This window comes from Cyclobacterium sp. 10D3-21, assembly GCF_055809755.1.
Genome location: NZ_CM147924.1, coordinates 5,567,977 through 5,587,613, shown reverse-complemented (window position 1 = coordinate 5,587,613; position 19,637 = coordinate 5,567,977). Strand labels below are relative to the sequence as shown.

Below are 19,637 nucleotides of genomic sequence, written 5' to 3'. Positions count from 1 at the left end.
AAATTTTCGGTGAATGTAACTCTCACCTTTTAATTATCGATTTAAGCCTAATTGTAATCACATGAATCATCAAAGAAGGAAATTCCTGAAAGTTTCAGGAATGGCGGTAACCAGTTTAGGGATATTGGAAGGGTTTGCTGCCGGACAACCGGGTAACTATGCCGCTACGCCTATGCAGGACCCTACCCGTTTTCAAATAACAAATGGGATGAAAGAAGCTTATCAGGTAGCACTGAAGGCTTTAAATCCCACCAAAAGTCAATTGGAGCGTGGGCTTGAACTGCATCGCAATTCTGTAGTAGTAGATTGTTATGGGTTCATGCCCCGGGCAGCGGTAGATGGGGAAAGAATGAAAGCAGCGGTGGAGGATAGTGCTTCGCCTCTGGAGCTTCAGGACATGCAGGAAGACATGACCATGACAGGATTTGTAGAAATTCAGCGTGAAACAGAAGAGTTTATCAATGCATGGAAGGCTTCAGGGGTTACCTGTGTCATTCAAAATTCAGGAGAGGAAGGAAGTGCCATAGAAAGGCTACTCAAACGATTGTCCAGGTTTACCTATGCTACAGACTGGATGAAAGATACTTTAGTGAAAGCGGTTACTCCGGATGATATTTTGCTAGCCAAACAGCAAAATAAACATTCCCTCTATTTTACAGGAAATGGTGTTCCTCTTCCTCAGGACTGGATTTCTGTGGAGGATGAACTCCGTTATATCAGGGTGTTTTTTCAACTAGGTATTCGCATGATGCACCTCACCTACAACCGACGCAATATGATTGGCGATGGCTGTGGTGAACAGAATGATGCTGGCTTGAGTGATTTTGGAAGAACAGTAGTAGAGGAGATGAATCGGGTAGGGGTGATTGTAGACATTGCTCACTCGGGGTGGCAAACCAGCCTGGACGCTGCCAAGCATTCCACAAAGCCAATGGTGGCCAGTCACAGTACGGTGAATTCATTGTATGAACATTACCGTGCCAAGCCAGACAATGTGATTAAAGCCATAGCCGACACAGATGGATACATGGGAATATGTTGTATTCCTTGGTTTTTAGGTGGCTCAGGGGATATTACAGCCATGATGAGACACATTGATTATATGGTCAAAAAATTTGGAAGCGATCGGGTAGCAATTGGAACAGACGTAGCGCATAATTCTCAGTACGCTGCTGAAGAAAACAAGAAAGTACCTGCTTATAGGAAACGACGAAACCGATGGGAAGCACTGTGGCCAGATCCAAAAGAGGCATTTACGACAACCAGAGAAATGACCCAAAGTATGGCCTGGACCAATTGGCCTTTGTTTACTGTAGGTATGGTTCAGATGGGCTACAGTGATGAAGATATCCAGAAAATATTGAGTGGGAATGTACTACGCGTAGCAAGGGCTGTTTTATAATGTACAATGGACCTATTATTCTAATGATTTTGTATAGTCCCTTTAGGGTTTTAATTCGCGGTTCATGTGAAAAGTAAAAAAAACAATTTGCAAGAAGAGACGAAAATCCATGTGTTTTTAACAGGCTCTATCCATAGACTATCCTTTTAACCCGCAATATGCAATAGACCTTCTATTACTTGCTGAAATCTCCAAACAATCTGATTTTCTTGCGATTTCAACACTTCCCTTAAACACGGGACAGGCTTTACCCCTGACTATTGTCAGGGCGGAGAAATCCTATTACATAATCCGGGTTGAACCTTTGGGCTCATTGGATGTTCTTAAACTCATTTTAAGTAGAATTGAGTTCTGTTCGGCATGTAAGCATTTAATCGCTTTTAAAATTAAGGGAGCTGATTAAAGGTTGCATGAATCAGCTCTTGTGGATTGGTTACTTTTCCATTTTAATCTTAAAGTTCGGTAAAGTACCTAATTAGCAGGGTACGGTACCGGATACAAACTCACTTTACAAACCATTGCTAATGCATTAATTTTCTAGCAATTATTTATATGTCTTTTATTTAACCTTAATATCAATATTATGAAAATATTTCAATCAACCAATCCAAAGGGGCTTGGTAAATCAGCAGGAGAGGCGGCAGCACCCCTTATCCGTGAGGCCATTAATAGCAAAGGGAAAGCCAATTTGATTTTAGCAACGGGCACCAGCCAATTCGAGACTATTTCCCAGCTGTTAAACGAAGCTATCGATTGGAGTAAAGTGACTGTTTTTCATTTGGATGAATACATTGGAATACCAATTTCTCATCCTGCAAGTTTCCGAAAATACCTTAAGGAAAGGTTTGTGGATAAAGTAGAAAATCTGGGCGCAATACATTATATCAATGGAGAAAATGATCCGGAAAAAGAATGTGAAAGGCTAAAGGCCTTGATTTCAGGTCAGGACATTGATGTGGCTTTCGTAGGGATTGGCGAAAATGGTCACCTTGCCTTCAATGATCCGCCTGCCGATTTTGATACCAAAGAACCTTACTTGGTTGTGGACTTGGATGTGCCATGTAGAGAACAACAAATGAATGAAGGTTGGTTTGCAAGCCTTGAGGACGTCCCCCGCCAGGCCATCAGTATGTCTATCCAACAAATCATGAAGTCAGCGCATATCATATGTTCTGTTCCTGATGAACGAAAAGCCAATGCCGTAAAGAATTGCCTTGAAGGTGAAGTGAGCAACATGAATCCTTCGAGTATATTGCAAGAGCACCCCTCATGTAGTATTTACCTGGATGATGCATCTGCTTCTTTGTTGACCAAAGCATTAGAGAAATAAACCACTAAACCGAAAGCCCGTGTTCCAAGATTGTTTTGCTGTCTTGGGATGCGGCTTTTATATTTTAGGAGACCTAAAACGCTGTGACCGTCTACCTTCCTATCCCCTTGGTTTTCCCAAAAGAATATCATAGAAGAGTGCCCTGTTGCTAAACTCCGGTGGATCGCCTAGTGGATTCTCGAATGATTAATTCGCCGGGAAGAATCTCTTCCGTAGAGGGCAAGTTTGCTTTTTGAATGTGCTTCAGCAATAACTCACAGGCGATTCGTCCGATATCGAAAGCTGACTCCGAGACGGTGGTAAGCGTGGGAGTAATAAGGGTGCAAATAGGATCATTTGTAAAGCCCACCACCCCAAAATCCCTACCTATCTGAATGTTCAGTTTTTTAAGTTGAACCATAGCACCAATGGCCTTCCTGTCATTTACAGCAAATATGGCATCGGGTTTATTGGTTCTCCCCATTAGTAATTGAAGGTCATCTGATCCGCATTCCTGAGAAAACCCATTGTGGATGATCCATTCTTTTTTTACAGGAATTCGGTGGTGTTCCAATGCGTTTAGGTATCCATTGAGTCGGTTTTGGGTAAACATCTGGTCTTTTGGTCCGGTGATGTGTGCGATTTTCATAAAGCCTTGCGAGATAAGATGAGCCGTGGCCTCAAAAGCCCCATTATAATCATCCTGCACCACTTTGGAGGCATCTAAATTATTGGTTCTGTCAAAAAATACTACCGGTATTCCTTTGTCTATAACTTCATGAATATGGTCATAATTGCTTGCACAAGTAGAAATGAGAATTCCGTCAAGTCCAGAGAGGGTAAGATTGCTCATGATCAGGCTTTCTCTTTCCTCTGAGTCATTGGTTAGATAAAGAATAATATTGTAATTGAATTCATAGGCGATTTTCTGGATCCCTGTAATGACTGTTGAGAAATAATAATTGGTGATAAAGGGTAAAATTATGCCAATATTGTTTGTTTTGCCCTGAGAAAGTCCCCGTGCGTTAAAATTAGGTTTGTATTTAAGTTCTTTCGCTTTTTCAAGCACAAGAAGTTTTGTTTCTGGACTCACATCAAATGTGTCGCGCAAAGCCCTTGAAACAGTCGAGACTGATATATTCAATTCCCTGGCAATATCTTTTATGGTTATAGTCTGACGTAACATTTAATTTTTTATAAAACTGTCCCATAATATGCTGTTTTTTTAATAAATATGAAATATTAAATGTACAGAACGGTAGAATTTATTCAAGTGGAAGGTCAGATTTGGCCGAGAATTTAATTAAACCTTTAAAGGGAACATTGGGAATTATTCATGAATAAATGAATTCTAAAACCCACCGATGGTATTAAATATTTTTAGGAAAATGCTGTTCTTAAGGCTTATTACCTATTTCAAGTTAACTTGAATGGCCTGTTTTTATATCCTGATACCGTAGATAGTTTGGATTGCAATGAAGTGAAGTTGTTATACGCACGCGTTTGACAGGCGTGATTTATTTCTGGAAATAGTAATATCATTGGGATAAAGTATCAAAAACTATTGTATTTTATATTTACAATTAACCGCCCAGCACCTTAATCCGTTATATTATCCTTAGAATACAAAAATATCAGTCACAAAATTTTTATTTAACAGAATAAGGCACTAAATTTTAATATGCTTGTTAGTTGGGGCCAAATCAAGGTTGAAATTACTGCCCGATACCCTAGCGCTTTAGCTGAATAATGTCTTTGATTACCTTGAATTTATTGCTAGGAAAATTGGAGGAGAGTAGTTGTTGGAGTGGTGTTACTTCGTTAAATTTAAGATGTGTATAGAATGTTGATTTATAGGTGTTTACGACTATGGATCAATCATTAATTTTCTTTCATGGTTCAATTTGCAATGCCCAAACCTAATTGATCTAAAAATCATAAAACGCAACCAATGCATTCGTCTTGTAATGGGTGATATATTACAATAAAAATTAGGGCCATCGTAAACAGAGAAAGATCACTGCTTTTGCGAACCTGTCTATTGGTCAGGTAGCGTTTGAAAGAGCAAGGATTGACTGGTAATGAAGTGGTTTTAGTATTTAAAAGAATGGCTAGTGCATAATTCGATTTAAAACTATAAATATCATTCTTTTTCTGAAAAGGGATTGAGTAATAAATAACATGGGGCTAACCAGTGAAAAAAAAAGAGACCTGCAATTTACACTTACGCGAGAAGGAAAGACTTCGAAAGTAGGAAAAAATACTTTGAAGAATAAACAAAACGGCAATGATGACACACTGCTTTGGAGTCAATTCAAGGCTGGAAATGAGGTGGCTTTTTCAGCAATTTATAAGCGCTATATTGATGCTTTATTTAACTATGGAGAAATTATTACTTCTGATAGGGAGTTGATTGAAGACAGTATTCATGATCTTTTTGTGGAGCTGTGGAAAAAGAGAGAGGCTATTGCACAAGCTGAATCGGTTAAATATTATTTGTACAAAAGTCTTAAAAGAAAAATAATTAAAAATCTTGAGAAAAAGAGAAAACTACCTCTTAAGGAAGCATTCGAAGATCATGATTTTGAAATTGTATTGTCCCATGAATTTGGATTAATAGCGAGAGAAGTTTCTGCAATACAAAAAGAAAGTATCCTTAAAGCCCTAAATCAGCTTTCCCGAAGACAAAAAGAAGTGATTGTGCTAAGATTTTATGACGGGATGGCATTTAGTGAAATCGCAAAATTACTTGACATAAGTCAAAAGTCTACCTATACCCTTGTCTATAGAGCCCTTGCAGCCATGAAAGGGAGTCTAGATAATATACTACTGATGTTAGTTACCATGCAAGTATATTGTATAGGTGGTAAACTTTAGTTGGTAGTTTTTTAGGCTGATATAAATTTTTTTCAAAATTTTCTGAATTTTTTGAGGTAATTCTCACCTTACCTTCCCCTTAGTATATATACACCGGAAAAATGAAGGTGTTTTCCCATCCTTTATTCCATAAATCAATATAAATGAAATCGGATATTCATTCTGTTTATAATTTATTATCAAACATTTCTTTCCTCAATTGGATAAAGAACCCTACTGAAGAAACTGACAGGTTTTGGGAAGAATGGCAAGAGGGAAATCCAAAAAGAAAGGAACAGGTAGATCAAGCAAGGGCAATAGCCTCTTCCATAGATTTCAAAAAAACCCCTAGCGAAGATATCCGGAAGGAATTGATTTTTAAGCGAATTCAAGATTCGATAAATGAAGATAAGGAAGAGCCAGCTTCCAATGGGTTTCGGTTAAATAACACCCATCAAAAACCGAATTCATCAGGAATATGGATGAGGTGGGCAGCTGTATTTATTGGATTAATGGTGATGAGTGGCATTTATTATTTCGCTTTTAATAACAATGCCATTACGCATACTACTGCCTATGGAGAAACCAGGAATATCATCCTTCCAGATGGTTCTGAGGTAAAACTTAATGGAAATTCTTCTCTAAGTCATTCTAAGGCTTGGAAAACTGGGGAGGTCCGGGATGTATGGTTGGAAGGAGAAGCTTACTTTACAGTAAAACACCTGGGGGACCATCAGAAATTTATTGTTCATGCTACTTCTGATTTTAATGTAGAAGTTTTAGGGACCGAATTTAACGTTCTTAACCGTGAGGGTAGAACCAAGGTGGTGCTTTCATCAGGGAAAGTGATGCTAAATTTGCAAAATGCTACCAAAGCAGAACACTTGCAAATGGCACCTGGAGAAATGGCAGAGTACATCCATAATGACCAGGTATTGACGAAAAAGGAAGTGGATCCATTGGTGTATACTTCCTGGAGAAACAATCGCTTAATCTTTGATGATACTTCGCTTTTGGAAATCAAGTCCATATTGGAGTCCACATATGGGCTGGTAGTAAAAGTAGAGGATCAAAGTTTATTGGAAAAAAGGGTGTATGGTTCTGCACCTAGTAATGATATCAACTTATTACTTAAAGGACTTGAAAGAAGCTTGGGGAATCAAATTTTGATTGAAGGCAAAGTTGTAACTATTAAATAGAATATAAATAGAATAGAAAGCGTGACCAGTGAACTATTGAAACGCCAGATCTGAATAGAAATGAGACTGGTTTGTCTAAATAAAAATAAATTAATCTAACCACTAAACACGAAAAACCACGTGACCTCTTCTACCTACATCAATGGCATTATTGCAAAAAGTGCGGGTAGAATTGTAAAGTAGCTTTAACCAAAAAAGATCATTATCAGGTGATTAAGAAGACTGATAACTTGAATATGGTCTATGTATATAACTAACAACCAAACAATTGCGAATATGAAAAAACTTAACAAAATTAAATTTTCATTACTCCTCTTCATGATTGGGATAATGAATATTCAAGCCCAGGAACTTGCCCTGGGAGATGACCCGCAAGTCGGATACGTCAAGAAGAAAGTCGAAATTAATAATTTAAAGACTTTGATAAAAACACTGGAACCAATGTATGAGGTTTCGATAGTTTGCAATAGTGATTTGGTCCATACAAAAATAGCTTATGAAGTTTCTGATAAGTCGAAATCTGTAGAAGAGCACCTCACCAAATTGACGTCAAAAAGTAATCTAAGCTATCATAAGTTAGACAAAGGTTTCTATGTGATCACTGATAAGGAAGAAAAAAGAGCAACCAATAGCGATGCTATTCCTGTATCTGTTCCATTCTCCAAATCACATCAATCTGCAAAGAAAGAGGCTTCACAAGTGGCTAAAATAGAAGAGGAGAAAATCACTGGAACGGTGTCCTCAGAAAATGGAGAAACACTACCAGGAGTAAATGTTCTGCTTAAGGGAACCAATATTGGAACTGTCACCGATATGGATGGTAAATACACAATCACTGCTCCAAATAGTACTGGAACACTGGTCTTCTCATTTATTGGTTTTTCATCTCAAGAAATACCAATTGGTGGGCGGAGTATAATAAATGTTACTATGGTGGACGAATCTCAGGCCCTTGGAGAGGTAGTGGTTACTGCTTTTGGATTAGAAAGAAGGAAAGAATCGCTAGTTTATTCAGTTACTGAAGTAAAAGGCGAAGAGTTCACCAAATCGAGAGAAACGAATTTAGCAAACTCTTTGACAGGTAAAATTGCCGGTGTAAATGCTACAAGTATGGCAAGTGGGCCTGGAAGTTCAAGCAGGGTTGTAATAAGAGGAAATGGCTCTCTAAATGGAAATAACCAACCGCTATACGTCATCAATGGTATGCCAATTTCCAACAGACCTTCAACGGTAAAGGATCAGGCAAATGGTGCCACTACCGATTTGGGTGATGGTATTTCTAGCATCAATCCAGATGATATTGAATCTATAAGTGTACTTAAAGGTGGTGCAGCAGCAGCATTGTATGGAAGTCAGGCGGCAAATGGCGTAATCCTGATTACAACCAAAAAAGGTTCAAGGCAAAAGAAAGGTATCGGTATAGAGCTTAATTCCAATTTCACACTTGGTACCATAAATATTTTCCCAGAGTATCAATACGAGTACGGTCAGGGCAGTCAGGGAGTCCGTCCTCAAAGTCAGGGTGAAGCGATTAGTACAGGGCGTTTGTCTTATGGTGAACCTATGGATGGTCAACCTTCTATACAGTTTGACGGTGTAGAACGTCCTTATTCAGGCGTTTCAATCAAAGACAACATCAAAGCCTTTTACAGAAATAGTACCAACATTGTCAATACGGTATCCTTTTCAGGTGGCAATGAGTCTGTCCTTTATAGGGTATCTGCTTCAGATTTGCAGTCTGGTGCCATTGTAGATGGATCTACCTATGACAGACAAACAGCAAATGTGAACTTGAAGGCTTTCATGAGTGATAAGTTGAGTTTTGATACACAAATTCAATACAACTATGAAGTAGGTAACAATCGTCCAGGTGTTGGCTACGTTGGAACGAACTCTGCATGGGGAGTTTATTTGCTTGCCAATACAGTAGACATTACCGACCTGGCTCCGGGGTATAATCCTGAAACGGGACAGGAAATAGAATGGCAACATGTTAATCAGGCTACAAATCCTTATTTTGCCAGAGACAGAATGGGTAACGAGGATGTGAAAGACAGGGTAATCGCTCAAGGAAGTTTAACCTATGATTTGCTGCCTAATTTGTTTATCAAGGCAGATTTTATGCGTGATTTCAGTAGCTGGAGAGAAGAAGATTACTATCCTATAGGCACCGCATTTAGGCCTTTGGGGACTTATCGTTCTCAGCAGGAACTTAGGACACGATCCAATGGACGTCTTATTGCCAGTTACAATACCACCTTTGGTAATGGCATTAACTTATCAGCAATGGTAGGAGGGAATTTGGAGAGAGATATTCTGGATGTCTCCAACCTCATAGGATCAGAATACATTATACCAGACTGGATCAGCCCTGTTAACTTAAATATCCTGGCTCCATCTAAAGGTTTTTATAGGACAGGTACTAATTCAGTTTTCAGTTCTCTGGATTTTAACCTTAAGGAAACCTATTACTTAAGCATCACAGGTAGACAGGATCAGTTTTCTACCTTGAATCCTGGTAATAATAAAATATTTTATCCATCTATTGGTGGTAGTGTGATCTTATCCAATGCTTTTGATCTTCCTAATGCGATTAGCTTCGCCAAATTGAGAGGTTCCTGGGCTCAGGTAGGTTCTGCCACTGTAGACGCTTATGCGATTAACCAGTTGTATGGCTTCCGTCTTGGAGGACATTTAGGAGTGCCAGTTCAAACATCCAGTTCGGCTATTTCAAATCCTGAATTGAGACCTTTGACTTCTACCACTTCTGAAATTGGTTTTGACGCACAGTTCTTTGACAACCGATTTGGTATAGACTTCACTCTTTACAGCAAAATCAATCAGGATGACATCGTTTCTACTGCTATAGCTCCTTCCTCAGGAGCAACCTCTACATTATTGAATGTAGGAGAAATAAGTAATAAAGGTATAGAGCTACTTTTAACAGGTAATCCTATAAGGACGTCAGTTTTCTCCTGGAATGTAAGTTATAATCTTGCCTATAATAAAAATAGAGTACTTACCCTAGCTCCAGGTCAGGCGACAGGGAATAGTAGTTTGCTAGGCAAAGACTCCAGTACACGTTTCGGTAGAAGCTACGAGTATACTGAAGATGGGATTAGGGTGTATAACAGTTTAAGTGGTTATGCAATGCTAGGACCAACGATGCCACTTGGTATTGGGGTTCCTCCTTATACAATGGGATTTGAAAACACCTTTACTTACAAGAACTTTTCCCTTAATGCACTTATTGATGCTAAATTTGGTAATCAATTCTTCTCCCAAGCCAAGCAATACATGTGGAGATTTGGTTTGCTAAAGGAAACTTTACCAGGCAGAGACAATGGTTTAACAGTTGAAGGAGTGGACGAAAATGGAGATACGTTTACCAAAAACTGGCCTTCTAGCTTTATGTCTACTTATTATAACAATGATGGACAATATGCTACAAACTTCATGATCGATGGTAGTTTTGTAAAACTAAGAAGTGTCGTGCTTAATTATAACATACCAGTAGAAAAGTTGAATTTCGTTAATTTAACAACAGCACAAATATCATTGGTAGCAAGGAACCTTGCCATTCTATACAGAAACTCAGATCATTTTGATCCGGAACAAGGATCAGATCCTAACAGTAACTCACAGAATTTCTCAGGAGTAATGCTTCCTAGGACTAGAGAGATAGGTTTTAATTTAAGGATAGGTTTTTAATGAAGGGCTTTCTGCATTTCACCAATTTATTTCTTAACCAATATGATATTATGAAAAAGTATTCAAATATATATATAATAGGCCTTGCCATGGCATTGGTGGGCTTGACCTCCTGTAATGATTTTACAGATAGTCTAAGTGACTTGAATAAAAACCCCAATGCATATGAAGAGGTTATACCAGAATTTCTCTTCTCCAATTCCATGCTGGATGGTGTGTCATTCAATTTTACCAATGGGGCTGATGGGCAACATTTTATCTTTGCTCAGGCAATGCAGCATTTTTCTACCCACTCAGAAGTTAGAGGAACGGGAGATAAATATTTCAATGAAAGTGCTGCAAGAAGCCATTGGGCGGTGTACAATACAGCCCTAGCCGACAATGAGCGAGTGATCAATGCGGTAAAAGAGGATCCCAATTCAATCAATATGCTTTCCGCTGCAAGAATTTGGAAAGTCTATATGTTTCATATCGTTACAGATGTTCATGGAGATGTGCCTTATTTCGAGGCCTTGAAAAGTTCAGAAGGATTGTTACAGCCAAAGTATGACACTCAGGAAGTTATTTATGAAGACATGCTAAAAGAATTGGAGCAGGCAGCTGCTGCATTCAACCCTTCTCTCCCTACTTTTGGTCCTTCTGATTTGTTTTATGGAGGAGATACAGAAAAGTGGAAAAAGTTAGCCAATTCGCTTATGCTCCGTTTGAGCATGCGTTTGACTGAAGTTCGTCCCGATCTGGCAGAAGCCTGGGCTAAAAAAGCAATTGCTGGTGGCGTGATCCTAAATGATGAAGACATAGCAAAAGTCAATTACCTGGATGGACAAATTGCAGAAAGTAGAAATCCTAAAGCTGCTAACCTATTGGTGCAAGATTACCAGAATCCTCAGGCAGGTGTCAGTAATACTCAGGGCGGTAAATTTGCAGAGACCTTTATCGAACATTTAAAAGCAACGGGAGACCCTAGATTGAATGTTATTTCAGTGGTTTGGGTAGATAATCCTGATGGCGATGGCTATGTGTACGACACAGCCACAAGTATTCAGAGAGGAATGAAAAGTGGTGCTTTATTTGGTGAGCCTGATGATTTTAACACCTATTCTGAGCCACATCCAAATACGGTTTTGAATTATGCCAGTCCCGTATTGACGATGACTAATGCAGAAACCAATCTTTTGCTTGCTGAAGCCGGTATCAGAGGTTGGTATACAGGAAGTGCTAAAGCAGCCTATGAAGATGCCGTTAGAGCAGGAATGAGACATTGGGCGCTTTTTGGTGATGAAGGTATCATTTCCTCTGAGAAAATTGAGGCTTATATTGCAAGGAATCCATTTATGGAAGACGGTACGTTCGAGGAGAAACTTGAGCAAATTAGTACCCAAAAGTGGGTGTCTCTATTTCTGGACAATTATGAGATATTTGCCAACTGGAGAAGAACAGATTATCCTACTTTGATTCCTACCAATTACCCTGGTAATATTACAGGAGGAACCATCCCTAGAAGGCTTATTATTCCTGATTCTGAATTAAACCTTAATGAAGCTAATTTTATGGAAGCCTATAACCGACAGGGAGTGGGTAACTTATTAACAAGTTCCGTTTGGTGGGATCCTAAATTCCCAAGATAGATAGTCTTGTTTGTAATAGTATTATATATATCCTGGGTTCGATTCTTCTTTAGTCGAGCCCAGGCTTATATTTTAACCCGAATACTTGAAATAGCCGGCCCTATTTTAGATTCGGCATTCTGGGTTAAATAGTAATAAAAAAATCCGATCAAATCAAGCATGAAGAAAACTGAACTAACAATTGGTATGAATATTTTTATTGGTAAGCTTTTGGGGAAATCGCAGTGGCTTATGATCTTCTTGTGGATAGTATCCATAGGAATGGTAAAAGGAAATCCTGAACCTGATCCAATACTCAACGAGATTAGGATTGAAAGACACCAACCAGTAAAAATGAGGGATGGTGTAATTCTATATGCCGATATTTACAGACCGGTAAAAGACGGAAAATATCCTGTAATATTGACAAGAACTCCCTATGGAGTACAGCGAGAAGGTGTGCATCATGAGCGCATGATCAAATTTGCCCAAAGAGGGTATGTAGGTATTGTACAGGATGTGCGTGGAAGATATGAAAGTGAAGGCAAATGGGACCCGTTTAGAGATGAGGCAAATGACGGTTTTGACACCATAGAGTGGGCAGCAAAATTGGAATGCTCCAATGGAAAGGTCGCCACTCAGGGTGGTAGCTATTTGGGACATAATCAATGGGCAGCAGCCAGTCAAACGCCTCCAAGTTTGGAAGCCATCTTCCCTTCTGTAGCCTCAACAAATGTGTATGCCAATTGGATTACCATGGGAGGTGCCTTTAGATTAAGCTTTAACTATGGTTGGGGAGTGGTAAGAATGCCAAATAAGATCATGCTTCCTCAAAATTGGCACACAGCGGCTTATACTCCTGAGGAGTTAAAATATGAGAACATCCTGTATCATTTGCCTTTAATTGATGGTGATTTGGTTAGTGCAGGTAAAGCCGTTCCTTTTTACAGGGATTGGGTAACCCACGAGTCTTATGACGAATACTGGAAATCAGTAAGTGATGAGGAGCGATTTAGTAAAATCACCGTTCCTGCTTACAATACCGGAGGATGGTTTGATATCTTCGTGATGGGTACCATCAACGGCTATGTGGGGATGAAAAATCATGGAGGAACTCCTGAAGCAAGGAAGGGCACTAAATTACTTATTGGCCCCTGGGGGCATGGCCCGTCTACGGCATTTGGAGACATGAAATTTACGGAGGATGCTTATGTTGACCTTTTTGAGAGGGAATTAAGGTATTATGACTTTTACCTGAAGGGAATTCAAAATGGACTTGACAAAGAAAAGCCCGTTCAAATTTATTATATGGGGGAAAACAAGTGGCGTCATGAAGACAACTGGCCTATCCCTGGAACAGAATACAAGGAATTGTACCTTGGAGGAGATGCACCTGCTAATTCTGGTAGAGGTGGAGGAAAGTTGAGCTTTGAAAAACCAGAAAAAGCAGTGACTGACACCTATACTTATGACCCGCAAGTTCCGGTACCTACTTATGGAGGAAACAACTGCTGTGGCACACCTACCCAATCAGGACCGAAGGACCAACGAATTCTCGAGAGAAGAAACGATTTATTGGTTTATACTTCGGAGTTTTTAACAGCACCTGTAAGCATTGCAGGACCTGTTTCTATGAAGCTATTTGCAGCTACTGATGGTCTTGATACCGATTGGATGATAAAGTTGGTAGATGTTTATCCTGATGGCAGTGCTTATCCAATATCCGAAGGAATTTTGAGAGCAAAGTTCAGAAATGGAACAGATAAAATCGAGCTATTGAAACCCAATAAAGTTTACGAATATGAAATAACCCTAACCGGAACGGCCAATGTATTCCTTCCTGGTCACCGAATAAGAGTGGACATTACTTCAAGTAATTTTCCGCAATTTGATCGGAACCCAAATACCGGGGCTCCACTAGGAAGTAGTGCAGAAACCAGAGTGGCACAGCAAACCATACACCATGGAGGGCCAAAACCCAGCCATATACTATTGCCAATTGTACCTGGTTTCTAATGATTTTAAATAGAAAATAACAATCACTAATAACCACTAATTCACTAATCCATTCTCTGAAGTCAATTCGGGGAATGGATTATTTCACTAAAACACAATTATAAGTTTAAAGGGTCTCTAAATGCGTTAACTTATGTGAGAATTGCACCATTCATCAAAAATGCCCAATCAAAATTAGCGATATGTACCCAAATTAAATTTAGATTCGCATATTTGAAGGTCTTTTATTACCCACATGTTTTAAATTTACTCCTGTTATGACTATTAAAATTCATCAAATACTGTTACTGACAATTTTTCTTCTGGTAGGTCAGTTAGAATTCGCTTTTGCACAAAATTCAGGTAACGATCCCGAAGCAAAATTAAAGGAAATGGGAATTACTTTAAAGGTTCCTGGTGAGCCAACAGCCAATTTTGTACTGGCAGTTCAGGTAGGCAACCTGGTATTTCTTTCAGGCCATGGCCCTATGCAGGAAAATGGGGAATACATGAAAGGTAAAGTGGGGTCAGAGCTAACTGTAGAAGAGGGGGCAGCGGCTGCCAGGTTGACAGGTATTTCTCTTTTGACATCCCTTAAACACACTATAGGTTCCCTAAATCGTGTAAAAAGAATCGTAAAAGTGCTTGGAATGGTGAATTGTGTGCCTACTTTTGAGCAGCAGCCAATAGTTATGCATGGATTCTCTGATTTTATGGTAGAAGTATTCGGTGAGAGTGGTAAACATGCGCGTTCCGCTGTAGGTATGGGTTCATTGCCTTTTGGCATCCCTGTGGAAATTGAAATGATAGTAGAATTGAAAGAAGAATAAAAAATAAGATTTAATATATCACCTAACATTTATAATACCATCTGCTTTGAAAATACATGGGATTTATAAAATAATAATAGCATGCGCCATTTTGCTTTTTATTGCAGTGTTGGTGTTGCTATTTACTCAGAATACAAGCTATTTAGGTCCGATTCTGATGGCGTTTTTTTTATTGACAGCCATTGGGGTTAGGGCATTTCAAGCAACAAAAGGACTTTCGTTTACTTTAACAATACTTGCAGTCGTTGCTACGGCATTGTATTTCCCAGATTATTTTCTTGAATACAATGGCTATGAATTGGCGGGATTAATCACACCCTTGATTCAGATAATCATGTTTGGAATGGGGACTTCCATGGGGATAAAGGATTTTATCGCCTTAGGAAAATCGCCGAAATCAGTGTTTGTAGGCGTGACTGCCCAGTTTTTATTGATGCCATTGATAGCCTTTGGGCTGGCTTCAATAAGTGGTTTTTCCCCAGAAATTTCTGCCGGCCTTATTTTATTGGGATGTGCACCTGTATCCGTGGCTTCCCCAGTTTTTGCTTATTTGGCTAAGGCAAACGTAGCCCTTTGCATCACCATCGTATCTGTAACCACCCTTTTAGCTCCCTTGTTTATCCCAATATTAATGAAATTTTATGCAGGCGGATTTATTCCTATTGATGTTTTGGGTATGATGTGGAGTATCGTTAAAATGGTTCTTTTTCCTATCGGTGCAGGCTTGATTTTCAATAAATTTCTGCACGGAAAGGCCAAGTGGTTGGATGCTTCCATGCCAATTGTCTCTATGGTAGGCATTGCTTTAATAGTGGCCATTATTATGGCTGCCGGAAGAGAAAGCTTACTAAATATGGGCATGATGTTGGTCTTGATGGTTTTGGTATTAAATATAGCAGGGTATTTTTCCGCCTATTGGATGGCAAGGTTTTTCAAACTGGAAGAGCAACACTGCAGAACCATCTCCATCACAACAGGTATGCAAAACGCAGGACTTGTATCAGGAATTGCCAAAGAAATGGGCAAAATTGCTACTGTGGGTTTGGCTTCCGCTGTTTGTGGTCCATTGATGGGGTTCACCTCTTCAGTTTTGGCCTCTTATTGGAATGGGAAAAAGCCATTGGCATCAACTTCGGAAATCCTATCGGATTCTATTCAAGACAATGCTAATGTTGATAAAAATGTGTCAAAATAATAATAATAGGGCATAATATTATAAATTAAGCTTTGGTTGTCAGTTATCTATTGTTTGACTGGAACATTCAGAGCCAATAAAAAAGTAAATGAATAAAGTATGAAAACCAACTATAAAAAACTCTTCGCTTTTAAATGCGCATTGATAGGAGTGATGATGATCACCACTATCGCAAACACCTTTGCTCAGGTAGCCAAAGACAACCTTCGCCCGGCTGCAGTCGGTAAACTAGGGATGGTCGCTTCAGCAAACCCTTTGGCCAGTCTTGCAGGACAAAAAATGTTGGCCAATGGAGGTAATGCCATTGATGCAATAGTGGCTGCGGCTGCTTCATTGAATGCTGTAGAGCCTTATATGTCTGGAACAGCTGGTGTAGGCTACATGCTCTTTTATTCCGCCAAAGATGACAAGGTTAGATCCCTTGTATTTGGTGGATGGGTGCCAAAGTCATTTAAAACCCAATCTTTAAAGGGTGAAGCAAAAGCTGCAGATGGTGCAGGCCATGGTGCCATTGAAACAGTGGGGCCTAGAATTGTAGCCATTCCTGGAAACCTTGCTGGTTGGAACAGGGCATTGGAGGATTATGGGACCATGTCTCTCAAAGAAGTATTTGCGCCTACCATTGAGTATTTAGAAAATGGAATACCCATCACTGAGTTTGATGAGGCCATGTGGAAAGGTACGGTAGAAAGGGTAAAACCTCACAAGGAATCAGTGGCCATCCTTTTTAAGGACGGAGAAAATCCTTACGAAATTGGTGATATTTTTACCAATAAACCTTTGGCAAGAACCATGAATCGGATTGCTGATGAGGGAATAGAAGTATTTTACCAGGGAGACATAGCACAGCAAATAGCCACAGCGTTTAAAAAAGACGGCGGTTTTATTACGGTAGAAGATTTGGCCATGGTGCCAGGCCGTGTGCAATGGACAGAACCTATTTCAATTGACTACAGAGGATATAAAGTGTACAATAACCCTCCTCCGGGAATGGGCATTCAGCAGTTACAGACACTGAAAATCATGGAAGGCTTTGACTTAAAAGCCATGGGCCACAATAGCACGGAATACCTCGCCCATTTAATGGAAGCCATTTATTTGAGTAGAATAGATACCGACAAATATATCGGTGATCCAGATTATGTAGATGTACCAGTAGACATGTTGCTTTCTGACAGTTACCTTGATGAACAACGCAAGAGGGTTGTTGAAAGGGTGAAAAACCGTAAAATAGCCCATAAAAGTGATTTCACTGAGTCTGAGCTTGAGTTGTTGGGGAGCTTGAAAGACAAGATGGATCCAAAATACCAGTATGCGACTACCAGTCTTTCAGCGATGGATCAGTGGGGAAATGCTGTAGTGATTATTCAAACGCATGGAGGAGGTTTTGGTTCAGGTTATATTGCTGGCAAAACCGGATTGATATTCAATAGTGCCATAGACTGGATGGAAAAAACACCTGGTTTGGCCAATAGTGTTGAGCCATGGAAAGCCGTAGGTTGGTGTGTTGGTGGTATGATGCAATTTCACAAAGATGGCAAGCCTGAAATGGTTGTAGGCTCTCCAGGAAGTTTTGGGATTTTGCAATCCGTTCCTCAGGTGGCCATGAATTATGTTGATTTTGGCATGAACATTCAGGATGCCATTAGCGCGCCTAGGTTTCGATGGAAAGACGAATTGGGATCTGTTCCAGCAAAAGAAATTATAATAGAAACGCGAGTAGACAATGAGGTACTCAAAAGTTTAAGACAGATGGGCTACCTTTTGGATACCAGTCTTGGAGATTGGTCCATGACAGTAGGAGGAGCACAAGGTGTTTCCGTTGACAAAAAAACTGGCTGGATCATGGGTGGCGCCGACCCAAGAAGAAACGGTTATGCAGTAGGCTGGTAAAATACGGGCTGTAATGGGCTTGATTTTCCAGTGCCTGTATTTTGGAGAATGAAGCCAAATGCATAAACGATAAGAAATCTTAAAAATTAACCACTATTGGCTAGAAAAATGAACAACGAAAAAGAAAACCCACGAAGAAGTTTTATAAAAAAGTCAGCTTTGGCGGCCACCGCTATCAATTTATCAGGCTTGTTCTGGGAGTCTGAAGCAAAAGCCATGGCAAAGGTCATTGAGCTCAGCAGTGATAAACCTGCCACTGCTCAAAAGACTGTTGCACTAATTGCAAATACTTACAGAAACAGTGCACATGCGGATGTTATTGCCACCAAGCTTTTTGTAGGCATTCCTACTGATGATGGCATGGTAGCTCCTCAAGTAAAGATTGTATCGGTTTGGATTGACCAGATTGGAGACAATGATACAGGGGTACGGATTGCAGGTATGAACGGTGCAAAAATGTACGATACCATTGCAGGTGCACTGACTCTTGGAGGAGACAAGCTGGCTGTAGATGCCGTGATTTATGTGGGAGAGCATGGTGATTATGACAAGAGTCGCTATGGTATAAAAATGTACCCGAGAATGAATTACCTGGAGCAGATTTTTAGGGTATTTGATGCTTCTAATAAATCTGTCCCTTTGTTTTCCGACAAGCATTTGTCTTACAGTTGGTTGGATAGTAAATGGGTATATGACAGATCTAAAGAACTGAATGTGCCCATGATGGCAGGGTCATCTCTGCCTTTTTGCTGGAGAGACCAGCCATTGGAACATCCATTGGGAGTAAAAATATCTGAAGCAGTCGGGATAGGATACGCATCTCTGGATGCTTATGGTTTCCATGTGGCAGAGATTCTGCAATGCATGGTGGAAAGAAGAGAAGGAGGGGAAACTGGTGTCTCTAGTGTGCTAGGGCTTAGCGGAGCCGATGTGTGGAAAGCCATGGATGATGGTCGCATCAACCTGGAATTGGTGGAAGCTGCTTGCAGTAAAATTCAAGGTAGAAAAGAAGGGAATATGCGTGATTTGGTAAAAGATCCAAATGCCATTATCGTTGAATATACAGATGGCACCAAAGGAGCGATTGTGATGCTCACAGGTTATGTCAATCAGGGTTGGGCTTATGCTGCCAACACTGCCCAAGGCCAGGTAGCAACGGAATTTGTGCTGGACCATAGCATGAGTTATTCTCATTTCAGTTACCTGACACTCAATATCCAGAAGTTCATTGTTACAGGCAAGCCAACAGCCCCAGTGGAGCGGACCTTGCTTACCAGTGGTATTTCAGACATGGGTATCCGGTCTCTTGTAGATGGTAAAAAAATAGAAACCCCATTCTTAAATATTAAGTATTCCGCAGCCGGATTTGAACCTATCCGGCCTACGGCCCCACGTCCTGAAGGACAGAGCGTAGGTCCATGGCCTCCTAAAGGCTATGAGTTTATTATTCCTGAAAGGTTTAAAAAATAAAATCGGAGCAGCCTAAAGGCTTTTTCAAAAGAATGCAAGCGTCATCTACGAGGAATTTTATTCCCCTGTAGATGACGCTTTTTAATTTTATTCGTTCAGTATTTGAAAGGTAGAATTAATCTGAACACCTGCTGATCCGGATAAATCAAAATCCCTCATTAAAGGCGGAA

Annotated in this window: 12 protein-coding genes; 11 read left to right on the top strand and 1 reads right to left on the bottom strand. The window is 39.9% G+C overall.

Going from position 1 to position 19,637, the window contains the following annotated elements; translation table 11 throughout:
- Window positions 1–61 precede the first annotated feature (61 nt).
- Window positions 62–1,402, top strand: coding sequence for a dipeptidase (locus AC0L7T_RS21560; protein ID WP_473338333.1), 1,341 nt, complete (start codon window positions 62–64; stop codon window positions 1,400–1,402).
- Between the two features lie 583 nt (window positions 1,403–1,985).
- Entirely contained in the window at window positions 1,986–2,732 is a 747-nt protein-coding gene (locus AC0L7T_RS21555) for a glucosamine-6-phosphate deaminase (RefSeq protein WP_473338331.1), read from the top strand.
- Window positions 2,733–2,880: 148 nt separating this feature from the next.
- On the opposite strand, the gene AC0L7T_RS21550 is transcribed toward AC0L7T_RS21555, so the two are convergent.
- Window positions 2,881–3,897: a LacI family DNA-binding transcriptional regulator gene (locus tag AC0L7T_RS21550; protein ID WP_473338329.1), complete on the bottom strand. Its 1,017-nt coding sequence runs from the start codon at window positions 3,895–3,897 to the stop codon at window positions 2,881–2,883.
- A 995-nt stretch (window positions 3,898–4,892) separates the two neighbouring features.
- On the opposite strand from AC0L7T_RS21550, the gene AC0L7T_RS21545 reads away from it, so the two are divergent.
- From AC0L7T_RS21545 to AC0L7T_RS21505, 9 genes are all read left to right on the top strand, one after another.
- Complete coding sequence (locus AC0L7T_RS21545) at window positions 4,893–5,588, top strand: RNA polymerase sigma factor (RefSeq protein WP_473338327.1); 696 nt, start codon at window positions 4,893–4,895, stop codon at window positions 5,586–5,588.
- 143 nt (window positions 5,589–5,731) lie between these two features.
- The gene (locus tag AC0L7T_RS21540) at window positions 5,732–6,766 is read left to right on the top strand and encodes a FecR family protein (RefSeq protein ID WP_473338325.1); all 1,035 of its coding nucleotides are present in this window, start codon (window positions 5,732–5,734) and stop codon (window positions 6,764–6,766) included.
- A gap of 276 nt (window positions 6,767–7,042) precedes the next feature.
- On the top strand, window positions 7,043–10,477 hold the full coding sequence (locus AC0L7T_RS21535; protein WP_473338323.1) for a SusC/RagA family TonB-linked outer membrane protein: 3,435 nt from the start codon (window positions 7,043–7,045) through the stop codon (window positions 10,475–10,477).
- 50 nt (window positions 10,478–10,527) lie between these two features.
- Window positions 10,528–12,105, top strand: a complete 1,578-nt coding sequence (locus AC0L7T_RS21530) for a SusD/RagB family nutrient-binding outer membrane lipoprotein (protein WP_473338321.1) — start codon at window positions 10,528–10,530, stop codon at window positions 12,103–12,105.
- Window positions 12,106–12,264: 159 nt separating this feature from the next.
- Window positions 12,265–14,100 (top strand): CocE/NonD family hydrolase, encoded by a 1,836-nt coding sequence (locus AC0L7T_RS21525; RefSeq protein ID WP_473338320.1) that lies wholly within the window; start codon window positions 12,265–12,267, stop codon window positions 14,098–14,100.
- A gap of 257 nt (window positions 14,101–14,357) precedes the next feature.
- Window positions 14,358–14,909, top strand: a complete 552-nt coding sequence (locus AC0L7T_RS21520; protein WP_473338318.1) for a RidA family protein — start codon at window positions 14,358–14,360, stop codon at window positions 14,907–14,909.
- A 157-nt stretch (window positions 14,910–15,066) separates the two neighbouring features.
- Complete coding sequence (locus AC0L7T_RS21515; protein ID WP_473338316.1) at window positions 15,067–16,104, top strand: bile acid:sodium symporter family protein; 1,038 nt, start codon at window positions 15,067–15,069, stop codon at window positions 16,102–16,104.
- A gap of 99 nt (window positions 16,105–16,203) precedes the next feature.
- Window positions 16,204–17,997, top strand: coding sequence for a gamma-glutamyltransferase (ggt, locus tag AC0L7T_RS21510; RefSeq protein ID WP_473338314.1), 1,794 nt, complete (start codon window positions 16,204–16,206; stop codon window positions 17,995–17,997).
- A gap of 108 nt (window positions 17,998–18,105) precedes the next feature.
- Entirely contained in the window at window positions 18,106–19,467 is a 1,362-nt protein-coding gene (locus AC0L7T_RS21505) for a hypothetical protein (protein ID WP_473338312.1), read from the top strand.
- The last annotated feature ends 170 nt before the right edge of the window (window positions 19,468–19,637 follow it).